We start from the raw sequence: 12,744 nt of genomic DNA, 5'->3' as shown, positions 1-12,744 counted from the left end.
TTACAAATCTGCAAGCAATCTGATTGCTACCTGTCAAAATTAAATGGAAAACGGTACTAGGGTTTTTAGCAACTCATCATTTGCTGTGCTGTATCCAGCATACGATTAGAAAAGCCCCATTCATTATCATACCAGGCGACTATTTTCACGAGATTGCCAAACACCTTGGTTTGTGTTGTATCAAAAATAGAAGATGCAGGGTTATGATTAAAATCGCAAGATACCAAAGGATCATCATTAATTTGTAAGATGCGGCTTTGTGCTTGGCGTACAATGTCGTTCACTTCTTGTACGGTGGTTTCACGCTTTGCGGTAAAGGTTAAATCAATCACAGAAACATTCAGAACGGGAACACGCATTGCAAAGCCATCAAGTTTCCCTGCTAATTCAGGCAATACCAATCCTACAGCTGCTGCTGCCCCTGTTTTTGTGGGGATAATAGAGTGAGCTGCCGCCCGAGCGCGACGTAAATCTTCATGACTTCCATCCAAAAGCATTTGATCATTGGTATAGGCATGAACCGTATTCAATAAACCGTATTCAATACCCAAAGCGTCATTTAATGGCTTCACAACAGGTGCCAGGCAATTGGTGGTGCATGAAGCGTTAGAAACGATGAGATCAGATGCTTTAAGCGTGTGATGGTTCACTCCATAAACGATGGTGGCATCCACATTTTTTCCCGGAGCGGAAATCAATACTTTTTTCGCACCTGCAGTAATGTGTTGCATTGCTTTGTCCCGCTCGGTAAAGAAACCGGTACATTCTAAAACCAAATCAATGTTTAATTCTTTCCAGGGGAGATTTGCAGGGTTACGCTCGGCAATGATTTTTATTGCATGGCCATCAATCACTAACATGTTGCCTTCAACTTTCACATCGGATGTGAAGGGGCCATGGGTTGTGTCATAGCGGGTCAGATGTGCTGTGGTCTCAATGGCGGATAAGTCATTGATTGCAACGATTTCAAATTCATTTTGTTTTTTAGATTCAAAAATTGCTCTTAAGATACAACGGCCAATGCGACCGTAGCCATTAATCGCGACACGTATTGTCATATTACTTCTCTCCAATTTTTAGTAATGAGTTACTTATCTCAAGTTAAGTATACAATCGTAGCCTGATCGAGTGAGTCATAATCCGAAGATGTCGTTCCTCAGGTTATGCTTCATTTGCTGCCCTTAAGTTACTTGTGCCTACGTCCCGCGGCTTGGCCGCGGGATCCAGGATCTCCCGCCATCTCTGGGTCCCGCGGACAAGCCGCGGGACGTAGGGAAAAGTGTTTTACTCCTGACTTAATGGCAGGCTTTGCTTCATCTAAGCTACAAATTCTTTAAAAATGCTTTTAATGTTTTTGTACTAATTTTTCCAAAGTTTCAATGATTCGTTCTACCGTAATATCCAGATATTGATATGCTTGATTGGCTGGGGCCGACACGCCAAAACGATCCAGACCAATTACTGCACCGTGTAAGCCAACAAATTGATACCAATAAGCTGAACTGGCTGCTTCAATTGCGATACGTGTATGAATGGTTTGGGGCAATACCTCATTTTTATAACCGGGGTCTTGCTCCAGAAATCGTTCTGCACAAGGCATGGAAACCACTCTCACTTTAAGCCCGCGTGGTTTCACTTGTTCTGCAGCAGCAAGTGCCAATTGAACTTCCGAGCCCGTAGCAATCAAGATGGCATCGGGGGTGCCATCGCAATCCATAATGGTATAACCTCCTTTATTAATTAATTCTGCTGCGTTTGCACTATGGGGCAATGCAGGTAAATTTTGTCTTGAAAGCAGTAAGGATGTTGGGCCATTATGATGCTCCAAAGCGAGTTTCCATGCAACGGCTGTTTCCATTAAATCTGCAGGCCGCCACACACTCATGCCCGGAGTCATTCGTAACATGGACGCATGCTCGACTGGCTGATGTGTTGGCCCGTCTTCACCTAAACCAATTGAGTCATGGGTAAAGACATAAATAACGCGTTGTTTCATTAAAGCACTTAATCGTACTGCATTGCGTGCATAGTCAGCAAAAACCAGGAATGTTCCGCCATAAGGAATAAATCCCCCATGGACCGCGATACCATTCATGATTGCAGCCATCCCAAATTCACGCACGCCATAATACAGGTAATTCCCTGTATAGTCCTCGCCAGTAATGGCTTTGCTGCCAGACCAATCGGTATTATTAGAACCAGTTAAATCTGCGGAGCCACCAAGCATTTCAGGCAGCATACGAGCAAAATATTCGATGCATTGTTGGGATGCCTTACGTGTCGCAATGGCTTTATCGTTATGGCGGCACTGCTCAAAGAATGCATGGCTTTGGTTTTGCCAATCATCAGGAAGATCTCCATTAATGCGGCGTAAAAACTCATAATGTTCCTGAGGGTAGTGTTGTTGGTAGTCGTTCAAAAGCGTTAACCATTGTTGCTCTTCTTTTTCCCCTTGCTCGGCATGATTCCACTGTTGATAAATGGTATCGGGGATAACAAAAGGCTCATGATTCCATTTAAAAAATTCACGCACTTTAGCAACGTCTTTTGCCCCTAATGCAGAACCATGGGCTTTTTCACTACCGGCTACGGAGGAACCTAATCCGATTACTGTTTTGCAGATAATCAGCGTGGGTTGCGTGGTATTGGCTTGGGCTTTAAGAATGGCTTGCTCAATCGCATCCATATCGTGGCCGTTAACTGCCTCGATGACTTGCCATCGATATGCTCTAAAGCGTTGTGCTGTATCATCAGTAAACCAGGATTCAACGTTACCATCAATAGAAATGCCGTTGTCATCATAGAAAACAATCAGTTTTCCTAAACCCAAAGTACCCGCTAGCGAACATACTTCATGGGAAATGCCTTCCATGAGACAGCCATCTCCGGTAAAGGCATAGGTATAGTGATCCACAAGAGGCAAATCATCGCGATTGAAGTGGTTTGCCAGAACGCGTTCTGCCAAAGCCATACCTACTGCATTGGCTAGGCCTTGTCCTAAAGGGCCAGTAGTGGTCTCTACTCCAGGAGTATGGCCAAACTCCGGGTGTCCAGGCGTTTTCGAATTGAGTTGACGAAAATGCTTCAGATCATCTAATGAAAGGTTGTATCCGGTCAGATGCAGTAATGAATAAATCAGCATGGAACCATGCCCATTTGATAATACAAAACGATCGCGGTTAAACCAATGCGGATTTTTCGGATTGTGTTTTAAAAACTTTTTCCATAAAACGGTAGCAATATCGGCCATGCCTAAGGGCATTCCTGGGTGTCCTGATTGGGCTTGCTCTACTGCGTCTACACTTAACATGCGAATGGCATTAGCTAATTCTTTGGAAAGATTCATGGGTTCTCTTGTGCACTTAACTAGGTGTGCTATTGTCGCTCAGAAGACATGAATCATCAAGAAAACTAGTTCATTTTGACTATTTTTTTTCAAAAAGACTTAATTTTGCCCTATTTTCATGTTTTATGAGCATACTAAAACGATAAAATAGCTTAACTATAGTATAGATCGAATAAGTCGAATCATGGCCTTACTCGATGGTGAACAACATCGCCCTTATTATTGCCTAATTCCAGATCATAGAAACAATAAAAAAAGTAAACAGTTCATAAATTTTCTTTTTGTACAGATTTATATATAATTAGGTCTATTTTTTTACTTTTAAAGTTATTTATAGACAGTAAGCAAATGATTAATATAAAATTGTCTATTTGATATCCCAAAAAATTATTTTAGGACATCATGACCCCACTAATTCGACATTTGCATGAAACTTTTCCTGAGCTCTCTCTTGCTCAGGCTGAAAGTCCTTTGAATTGGACGTTCACCGAAAACATTAAAAAATTAGGTCCTGATTTTTATCGTCAAATCATTCCAATGCATTTAGTGATGAACCTGGAATATAGTCTTTTGGGGCGACAACTCAGGGCTAAATTCCTCTCTCCAAAACCCATAGATCGGGAAGAACTACGCGAACAATTGATTGCCGCATTGATGATGGCCGAACTCTTGGAACACATCTATCAATACTACATGGACATACCAAGAGAAGTGCTTCGCTTGCGTACGCAACAAAATCTCTACCGTGAATTATTGGCAGAACTTATTCCCGGTTTCCCCCCAAAGCCCAAACAACTCCCTGAAAATTTTTCTTTCACTCAAGAATTACGCAATACCATCCTGGACATCAATTTATGGCGTCTCTTCATTGTTCGTTCAAAGCGAGCATTGGATCTTTTTGCTTTGGTCCATACAGAATCAAAATCATACCTTCGGTTTGTGAAAATCATGGATACAGCGATGGATCCGTTTCTTATGCACTTGTCTTGGTTTTTTTGGTTACCGCGTCTGGCGGTGAATTTCTATTCTTTATTGAAGCATACTATTCCTGGTTGGTGGATGGATGACCACGAAAAGTCATTAGGTTGGATGGTGCGCTTTAGTGCCCAAATTAAAAGGCGCTATTTTGAATTTGGAAATGATATTGTTTGGGCTGGTGCAGGTCTGATTAATACATTTTATTTAACCGGAGCATTAGCTCCTTTTGCATTTTACGTGTCCCTTGCTGTATTCGCTTTTGATGTCATTTGGGCTATTACCCGAGCTTATATCGAATTAAGCCGTTTAAATGAACTTAGATCGCAATATGAAGTCATGCTCGATAGCGCAGGGAGCAGGAAAGAACAAAAACAAATAAGGGAGCATATTGAAGCCATAGAGAATCAAATCGCTTTAGAACAGTTTCGCTTAGGCTCGCATGTCGCGACTACGGTTTTTATTTTTATAGGGATGTGTATGGCTCTTCCCATATTTGCTGTGAATCCAATTTTGCCGTTCCTCGGGGCACTTATCTTGGTTTCAATTTGTCTTATAAATTTTGCCCTTACTGAAGAAGTGGCCAAAAGACGACCCAGGGATACGCTCGATCGTTCCTCTGCATTATCCAAACTAGGCCTTTTTAGCACGAAAGCGCCATCCACTGTAGATTTGGATAAGAATGAGGAAGAGGATATGGGTCTAGATACGGCACTTTGTTGTATTTAATTTCTGATAATCTCCTATCTCGATGATTTCATTGAGGTATAGAGGCTTTCCCAATTGAATGTTATGCTTTAGGTCTTGTATCTATTTTTAAAGGTAAAGCATGTCAGTAACTGTAGGATTACCCCAATTCAGCCGTATCGATGTCAATCATTTTCAATCTCATCTAGAAGCCATGTTAAAAAAGCATTTGGAGCAGGTTGACCGCTTACTCAAAGAAAATCCTCATTATACCTGGGATAACTTAATGTACCCCCTGGATGATATGGCGGATGAACTGGAACGTTTTTGGTCGCCTATGTCCCATTTGCATGGGGTCATGGATTCACCCGAGCTACGCAAATGCTATGATGCCTGCTTGCCGCTCCTCTCCGCGTATGAATCCGCAATGGGTCACAATCATGAATTGTATGAAGCCATTAAATCAATTGACCAACACGCATTAAATCCAGTGCAACAAAAGCTGATTGCTGACAGCTTGCGTGATTTTGAATTATCAGGGGTTGCTTTGGCAAAGGAGGATAAAAAACGCTTTGAAGCAATTCAGACGCGCCTGGACGAGTTAACCAATAAATTTGAACACAATATTTTGGATGCAACCCAAGCCTTTACCTTACACATCAAAGATTCAGCACGTTTGGCAGGGCTGCCCGAACACGCTTTAAATACTGCCAAAGAAGTTGCTGCTGAAAAAGGTCTTGAAGGCTATGTACTGACTTTGGAATATCCTTGTTATCAAGCAGTGATGACTTATGGCGAAGATCGTGCGTTACGCGAAGAAATGTACCAAGCCTTTATTACCCGGGCATCCGATCAAGGCCCTAATGCGGGAACTTATGACAATACCCCTTTGATTCAGGAAATTTTGGCATTACGTCATGAAAAAGCCAAACTTTTAGGGTTCAACAACTACGCCGAATTGTCGCTTGCCACAAAAATGGCGGAATCAACCGGCCAGGTCAGGGATTTTATGGATGATTTAGTCCAGCGCATCCACACGCAAGCAACAACGGAGTTCAAACAGTTGGAGCATTTTGCTGAGGAAAAATTCCAGCTTAAACCCGTAAAGCCTTGGGACGTACCGTATTTGTCTGAAAAACGCAGACAAGCATTATTTACCTTGTCACAGGAAGATTTACGCCCCTATTTTCCTCAACCTAAGGTCATGCAAGGTGTGTTCGCTCTTGTTAAAAAACTTTATGGGATGTCCATTGAAGAAGTAAAGGGCGTCGATATTTGGCATAAAGACGTACAATGCTATTGTGTGGTCGACGAACACAATAACGTTCGTGGTTACGTGTTTACCGATTTATTTGCCAGACCGCACAAACACAGCGGCGCATGGATGGATTCATTACAAAGCCGCAGACGATTGGAAGATGGCAAAGTACAATTGCCCATCGCAACCTTGACCTGTAATTTTGCCAAAGCATCCGCCAACAAACCGGCGATGTTATCGCATGAAGAAGTGGTTACTTTATTCCACGAATTTGGTCATTGCCTGCATCACATTTTAACCCAGGTCGATTATCTGGGCGCTTCAGGCATTAATGGGGTAGAGTGGGATGCTGTTGAGTTACCCAGCCAATTTTTTGAAAATTGGTGTTGGGAGAAGAGTGGTTTGGATGTTTTGACCGCGCATGTAGACAGCGGTGAGCCGCTTCCCGAGACCCTTTTTGAACGTTTGATCGCTGCAAAAAATTTCCAATCAGCAATGGCGATGTTACGGCAGATGGAATTTTCGATATTCGATTTTCGTATTCATCAAGAATATTCACCCAAGCAGGATTTCCTTGTTGAGAATATCCTCGCTGACGTACGCTCTAAAACCAGTGTGATTCCTGTTGTTCCCTACAATCGTTTTCCCCAGAGTTTTAGCCATATATTTGGGGGCGGATACGCTGCAGGGTACTACAGTTACAGTTGGGCGGAAGTTTTATCCAGCGATGCGTTTTCCCGTTTTGAAGAAGAAGGCGTACTCAATCCCAAAACCGGACATGATTTCCTGCATTACATTTTGGAAGCAGGCAGCTCAAAGAAAGCGGCCGAAGCGTACAAAGAATTCAGAGGCCGCCCGGCAACGGTGGATGCGTTGTTGCGTCATAATGGGATTCAGGGGTAAGGAAAGCCTGGGCGAAGACCGTTCTAAGCATGCTGAGTACCTCCCGTTAGCTAACGATTTTCCGCCCAGTAAACTACTTCCCGCGGCTTGTCCGCGGGATCCAGACATCTCTCATCAAGAACTCTTTCTACGAATTCAAAGAAAGCTGCTGATCTACCCCCATTTTATGTTATACTTAAAGTGTACAAAGGGGGCGACCTGGTTTCGACGTGGGTTGCAAAACCAGAGGTGCATGCCGAGAATGAGAACTCTCGTAAATCAGACTCAAACTAAATATAAATGCAAACGATGAAAACTTTGCTGGTGGGGAAGCTATCGCTGCCTAATAAGCACTTTAGACAAACCATCACAGTGTACTGGCCAATAAACCCAGTATCCCGTTCGACCGAGCCCGCTTATCGGTATCGAATCAACGGTCATAAGAGATAAGCTAGTGTCTTAATCCATCCCGTATTAAGGCGCGAAATTCAGGGAATCGCTGTGTAGTATCCTGCCGGTCGGAGAGTGCACAGTTAAATTAAAAGACACGGCTACGCATGTAGAGCTGAAGGCAGAGGATTTGCGGACGCGGGTTCGATTCCCGCCGCCTCCACCAATTTACTTTCCAAGACTATCCAATAACATCCATAATTTCTTGTAAATACTAGGTTTTCATCCTAATATACGTCCACTATCATCCAATAAGTACCCCCTGCATCCAAACTCTAATGGGGGTATTTGTTGGGGTATATCGATAAGTAAAAAAGGAGATACCCCCAAGTGGCGTTAAACCATACTCGTATTATCAATGCTAAGCCAAGAGAAAAGGCTTATAAGCTCGCGGATGAAAAAGGTTTGTTTCTTTATGTCACCCCTAAAGGGGGTACATACTGGCGCATGAAGTACCGTTTTGGTGGTAAAGAAAAATTGTTGGCATTGGGGGTATATCCTGATGTATCCCTAGCTAAAGCCAGAGATAAAAGAGACGAATCCAGGAAGTTGCTTGCTGATGGTATTGATCCCGGCGAGTATCAAAGTCATGAAGAAAGTAGAGCATGAACGTTCAGCGAATAGCTTTGAAATAATCGCTAGAGAATGGTTTGTAAAATACTCATCAAATTGGGTTAAGAGCCATTCTGATAAAATAATTCAACGTTTTGAGCGTGATATTTTTCCTTGGATAGGCAATAAGCCCATCACTGATGTAAGCCCGCCAGTATTACTATCGGTAATCCGCCGAATTGAAGAACGTGGTGCATTGGAAACTGCTCACCGCGCGTTAAGTAACTGTGGGCAGGTTTTTCGTTATGCAATTGCTACAGGGAGGGCTGAAAGAGATTCATCCCAAGATTTGAAAGGTGCTTTACCCCCAGTAAAGACGAAGCATTTTGCTGCACAGACTGATCCTAAACACTTTGGCGAGTTATTGAGAGTTCTTGACGGCTATGAAGGTTCTCTGATAGTCCGGTGTGCTTTGCGTTTAGCACCATTAGTCTTTGTGCGGCCTGGGGAGTTACGCCATGCAAAATGGGCTGATATTGATTTTGATGATGCTCGTTGGAGTTATATAGTTACTAAAACAGATACTCCTCACATCGTGCCTTTAGCTATCCAAGCTCTAGCAATATTAAAAGAACTTCACCCTCTGACCGGTAACGGTATTTTTGTGTTTCCTTCGGCTAGAAGTAATGCTCGCCCAATGAGCGATAACGCTATTTTGGCTGCTTTACGCCGATTAGGAATTAGTAAGGAGGAAGCCACAGGCCATGGTTTTAGAGCTACTGCGAGGACATTACTTGATGAAGTTCTTGCTGTACGCCCAGACATTATTGAGCATCAACTTGCACATGCAGTTCGTGATCCTAATGGTCGAGCTTATAACAGAACTGCTCATTTAGTTGAGCGAAGGAAAATGATGCAGGATTGGGCTAATTATTTAGATTTTTTAAAAATAAATTAATAGGTGTCACTAATGAATATAGATAAAGACATATACCTTTTAGAAAAAGAGCAAGAAATTAAAGAGGCCATGATTTTGGGAATTACAGCCCAATTGCCGATATATGTTATTAATCATAATAATAGTTCGTTGCAAAGGCTAACTCCTGGCGAATTAGAGCAAATAAGGGCCGCAATGCCAGACTCAGTAAAAATTATTTCTCAATCCACTCGTAATCATCTTCCCCCGTTACAAAAAGTTAGTTATCGAGATTTATGGACTGATAAACTTAAGTTTGAAGATACTTTACTTAAAACAAAAAAAATTGAAAATGAGGAAATAGATTTATCTCAAAGTGCTTACTGGAGTAATTTTGAGCAATTGATAAAAACTGCTATTGCTAAATATCCTACGTGGAAAGCAACGCGAACAAGAAAATCTCAAATAAAAAAGACAGGTGAATTAAAGGAATGGCTTCTTACCTTAGGAGTTGACACTCGTGAAGTAACTATTATGACAAAGGTCTTGTCAGACTTTTATGAAGAACTTAGAAAATTCAATAAGTTAGATTTGACAAATGCTCTGACAAACGAAAAGTAATGTGACAAAACCCATATTCTTTTAATTTTATTTCTGTGTTCAACAACGGCCATTAAGGCTTACTGGAGTTTTAACATGGAAATAATTTTAAAAAATCAACTTCCTGAAACTGGTTATCTTAGACTTCCACAAATTATTGGGAATAAAAAAAGTACTCCTCCTATTCCAGCGCTGATCCCAGTAGGAAAATCCACCTGGTGGAAAGGCATTCAGAGTGGACGTTTTCCCAAGCCAGTAAAATTGGGTCCTCGAATTACTGCTTGGAGAGTGGAGGATATTCTTAAGCTCATTGAAACTGGTTTTTACTAAGGTGCCGATATGAATAATGTTACACATATTTCAGAAGCACTGAATTATATCCCTGCTGATGAACGAGATATTTGGGTAAATATGGGAATGGCAATTAAATCTGCTCTTGGGGAGGACGGATTTAAGGTATGGAATGAGTGGAGCCAAAGTTCGACATCTTATGATTCTGAAGATATTAAAAGAGTATGGAAAAGTATTAGAGTTTATGGAGGAATTACTATAGGCACTCTCTTCCATACCGCAAAAAAATATGGTTATTCAATGCTAGATAAGTCTATAGATCAGTGGGAGCGCAAAAAAGTTGATGAGGAAAAACTTTCTGACACATATCCAATAACAATTACTGCAAGAAAAATATGGGATGATTCAAGACCGGCATCTTTAGAACATCCGTACTTAATTGCAAAAAATATTTCTCTTGGATCAGAAATAAAACAAATTACTTCCACAGAAATCAAAAAAATTCTTGGTTACTCCTTAAAATCCAAGGGTGGTAAATTATCCGGTAATTTATTAGTGCTTCCTATTAAAGAAGGGAATGAGATTGTAACGCTACAATTTATTGATGATACAGGTTTAAAAGCATTTCTTCCTGGCAGAGGTAGCTTAAAGAAAGGTGTTTGGACGACTCAATCGTTGCCTGTTTCAGATCAATTTGATGGAGTAATTCTTATTGGTGAAGGTATGGCAACAGTAGATTCTGCTTCAAATGCAAGTGGTCACATAGGTATTGCAGCCCTTTCTTCTAGTCGTTTACCAACTATCAGTGAGCAATGCCGAAAAGATTATCCTAATGCAAAAATTATCATTCTTGCCGATTTGAAACAAAATACTAATCTACCTATAGAGGCTGCAGTAAAAGCTGCCACAAGAATTAGTGGCTTTTTAGCTATTCCTGTATTTAGTAAAGATAATGACTTAACTGATTTTAATGAAATGCTTGAAATTGAAGGATGTAAAGCGGTAAAAAATGCCATAGATAGTGCTAAAAAGATCGACATAAGAGAACCAGATGAATCAGTAACAAGGGTAGAAACCATATGTGCGCTAGATATCAAGCCCGAAAATATTTCTTGGCTTTGGAAAGGATGGCTTGCGTCAGGAAAAGTGCATATATTGGGTGGCGCTCCTGGGACAGGTAAAACAACGATATGTATGGATTTAGCAGCCATAATAAGCCGTGGGGGATTTTGGCCTGACGGAACAAAATCAATACAGGGTAATGTTGTAATTTGGAGTGGTGAAGATGGTCTAAGTGATACCTTAATTCCACGACTAGCTAAAGCTAATGCGTTGAGGTCCAATATTTATTTTGTTACAGGCATAACTGGCAGAAATGTAAAAAGAGCTTTTGATCCTGCATTTGATATGGAGCTTTTAAAGAAAAGAATAATGGAAATTGGCAATGTTAAATTATTAGTCGTTGATCCTATTGTTTCTGCTATTTCTGGAGATAGCCATAAAAATGCAGAAGTGAGAAGAAGCTTGCAACCTCTTTCGGACTTAGCTACGAATTTTGGAATTACTTTAATCGGAATTACCCACTTTTCAAAAGGTACAATAGGTCGTGATCCAGTAGAAAGGATAACTGGTAGCCTTGCTTTCGGTGCTTTGGCTAGAATAGTTCTCATCACTGCAAAATCTCAACATAAAAATGAAAACGGTAATGCTGTACGTATTTTTATGCGTGCTAAGTCAAATATAGGCTCAGATGAGGATGGTTTTGAATATGAATTACAGCAAGGCATGCTTGAAGATAACTCTAATATATCTACTTCCTATGTAACTTGGGGTGAAAAAATAGAAGGCACAGCAAAAGAACTGTTAACTGATATTGAATTAGCTCAAAGTGGTAGTAAATTGGAGGATACCAAAAAATTTTTAATTAACTTGCTTAAAGATAAGCCTCTACCCCAAGCAGATGTTAAAAATGAGAGTAAAATTGCAAATATCTCATGGGCTACTGTACGCAGAGCAAAACAGGCATTAGAAATCAAATCATATAAGAATGGAAGCGGGCATTGGTTATGGCAACTTAACCTAAATGAAGATGCTCATAATAACTAAAGAAGCTCAAATAATTTTTATTGAGCATCTTTAATGAAATTGAGCATCTTCCTGCAAAGTACAGGAAAAATGCAGATAAGGAGACCTTATGGCGAAGTTTCAAAAAGGACACTCAGGAAATCCAGCGGGTAGAAAGCCTGGAATTCGAAATAGGCGTACTCAGCTATCCCAATTATTAGAGCCTCATGCAGAGCAATTAGTGAATAAAGCTGTTGAGTTGGCTCTTTCTGGTGATATTAACGCATTAAAATTATGTTTAGATCGCCTAATACCCAAAGCCACCAGTCAACCAATACAACTTAAACTGGATGAGTGTGATTTTGAAAAGATTGATAATTTATCGGCAATTGGCAGGATGATAATGTTATCAATAGCGTCTGGACATATTTTGCCTGAAGAGGGCCAAAGATTAATGTCTATAGTAGATGCTCAGCGTAAACTAATAGAGCATGTTGATATGGGTCGTAAATTAGATGAAATAAGTGAATATATTTCTTCTAATGGAAAATTATAAACTGTGGTTTTCAATTTATCTTAAAGTGTAATGCAGGATGTTTTGAAATGTACTTTGAAAAAACACTACAATCATAGGGATTGTATTACACTTCTTATGCCAACGATCAGATGAAGCGCGTTCATTATATTTTGTTGTCTCAATTTAATTTCCACTGGATATTTATT

The 12,744-nt window shown here is 40.7% G+C and carries 10 protein-coding genes and 1 other RNA gene; 9 read left to right on the top strand and 2 right to left on the bottom strand.

The annotated features are described in order from the left end of the window. Window positions 1-65: 65 nt before the first annotated feature. Window positions 66-1,058 carry a type I glyceraldehyde-3-phosphate dehydrogenase gene (gap, locus tag FOLKNPGA_RS17015; protein ID WP_182351005.1) on the bottom strand — a complete coding sequence of 331 codons (993 nt, stop codon included), beginning with the start codon at window positions 1,056-1,058 and terminating at the stop codon, window positions 66-68. Window positions 1,059-1,345: 287 nt separating this feature from the next. Next, window positions 1,346-3,346 carry a transketolase gene (tkt, locus tag FOLKNPGA_RS17010; RefSeq protein WP_182351004.1) on the bottom strand — a complete coding sequence of 667 codons (2,001 nt, stop codon included), beginning with the start codon at window positions 3,344-3,346 and terminating at the stop codon, window positions 1,346-1,348. 402 nt (window positions 3,347-3,748) lie between these two features. On the opposite strand from tkt, the gene FOLKNPGA_RS17005 reads away from it, so the two are divergent. The 9 genes from FOLKNPGA_RS17005 (at window position 3,749) to FOLKNPGA_RS16970 (ending at window position 12,577) form a co-directional block, all read left to right on the top strand. Next, entirely contained in the window at window positions 3,749-5,050 is a 1,302-nt protein-coding gene (locus FOLKNPGA_RS17005) for a hypothetical protein (RefSeq protein WP_182351003.1), read from the top strand. A gap of 100 nt (window positions 5,051-5,150) precedes the next feature. Beyond that, the gene (locus tag FOLKNPGA_RS17000; RefSeq protein ID WP_182351002.1) at window positions 5,151-7,169 is read left to right on the top strand and encodes a M3 family metallopeptidase; all 2,019 of its coding nucleotides are present in this window, start codon (window positions 5,151-5,153) and stop codon (window positions 7,167-7,169) included. Between the two features lie 189 nt (window positions 7,170-7,358). After that, window positions 7,359-7,764: a transfer-messenger RNA gene (gene ssrA / locus FOLKNPGA_RS16995) on the top strand. Window positions 7,765-7,928: 164 nt separating this feature from the next. Then, a complete protein-coding gene (locus FOLKNPGA_RS19055; RefSeq protein WP_255466011.1) occupies window positions 7,929-8,207 on the top strand; it encodes an Arm DNA-binding domain-containing protein in 279 nt (92 codons plus the stop codon). Then, the gene (locus FOLKNPGA_RS16990) at window positions 8,188-9,108 is read left to right on the top strand and encodes a site-specific integrase (RefSeq protein WP_255466009.1); all 921 of its coding nucleotides are present in this window, start codon (window positions 8,188-8,190) and stop codon (window positions 9,106-9,108) included. Before FOLKNPGA_RS19055 ends, FOLKNPGA_RS16990 begins: the two co-directional genes overlap by 20 nt. Window positions 9,109-9,120: 12 nt before the next feature. Next, window positions 9,121-9,687 (top strand): hypothetical protein, encoded by a 567-nt coding sequence (locus FOLKNPGA_RS16985; protein WP_182351001.1) that lies wholly within the window; start codon window positions 9,121-9,123, stop codon window positions 9,685-9,687. A 75-nt stretch (window positions 9,688-9,762) separates the two neighbouring features. Further along, a complete protein-coding gene (locus tag FOLKNPGA_RS16980) occupies window positions 9,763-9,996 on the top strand; it encodes an AlpA family transcriptional regulator (protein WP_182351000.1) in 234 nt (77 codons plus the stop codon). Window positions 9,997-10,005: 9 nt separating this feature from the next. Then, window positions 10,006-12,063: an AAA family ATPase gene (locus tag FOLKNPGA_RS16975; protein WP_182350999.1), complete on the top strand. Its 2,058-nt coding sequence runs from the start codon at window positions 10,006-10,008 to the stop codon at window positions 12,061-12,063. A gap of 88 nt (window positions 12,064-12,151) precedes the next feature. Then, the gene (locus FOLKNPGA_RS16970; protein WP_182350998.1) at window positions 12,152-12,577 is read left to right on the top strand and encodes a DUF5681 domain-containing protein; all 426 of its coding nucleotides are present in this window, start codon (window positions 12,152-12,154) and stop codon (window positions 12,575-12,577) included. The last annotated feature ends 167 nt before the right edge of the window (window positions 12,578-12,744 follow it).

The sequence above is a fragment of the Legionella sp. PC1000 genome (assembly GCF_014109805.1).
Classification (GTDB): domain Bacteria; phylum Pseudomonadota; class Gammaproteobacteria; order Legionellales; family Legionellaceae; genus Legionella; species Legionella resiliens.
The sequence above is the reverse complement of the archived record's forward strand: the minus strand, read 5'-3'. Positions and strand labels throughout refer to the sequence as shown.

Bases quoted from the DNA above. Each gene is read 5' to 3' on its own strand.
- FOLKNPGA_RS16975 (WP_182350999.1), top strand. From the start codon at position 10,006: ATGAATAATGTTACACATATTTCAGAAGCACTGAATTATATCCCTGCT.
- FOLKNPGA_RS16985 (WP_182351001.1), top strand. From the start codon at position 9,121: ATGAATATAGATAAAGACATATACCTTTTAGAAAAAGAGCAAGAAATT.
- FOLKNPGA_RS16990 (WP_255466009.1), top strand. From the start codon at position 8,188: ATGAAGAAAGTAGAGCATGAACGTTCAGCGAATAGCTTTGAAATAATC.
- FOLKNPGA_RS16970 (WP_182350998.1), top strand. From the start codon at position 12,152: ATGGCGAAGTTTCAAAAAGGACACTCAGGAAATCCAGCGGGTAGAAAG.
- FOLKNPGA_RS17000 (WP_182351002.1), top strand. From the start codon at position 5,151: ATGTCAGTAACTGTAGGATTACCCCAATTCAGCCGTATCGATGTCAAT.
- FOLKNPGA_RS16980 (WP_182351000.1), top strand. From the start codon at position 9,763: ATGGAAATAATTTTAAAAAATCAACTTCCTGAAACTGGTTATCTTAGA.
- gap (WP_182351005.1), bottom strand. From the start codon at position 1,058: ATGACAATACGTGTCGCGATTAATGGCTACGGTCGCATTGGCCGTTGT.
- FOLKNPGA_RS17005 (WP_182351003.1), top strand. From the start codon at position 3,749: ATGACCCCACTAATTCGACATTTGCATGAAACTTTTCCTGAGCTCTCT.
- tkt (WP_182351004.1), bottom strand. From the start codon at position 3,346: ATGAATCTTTCCAAAGAATTAGCTAATGCCATTCGCATGTTAAGTGTA.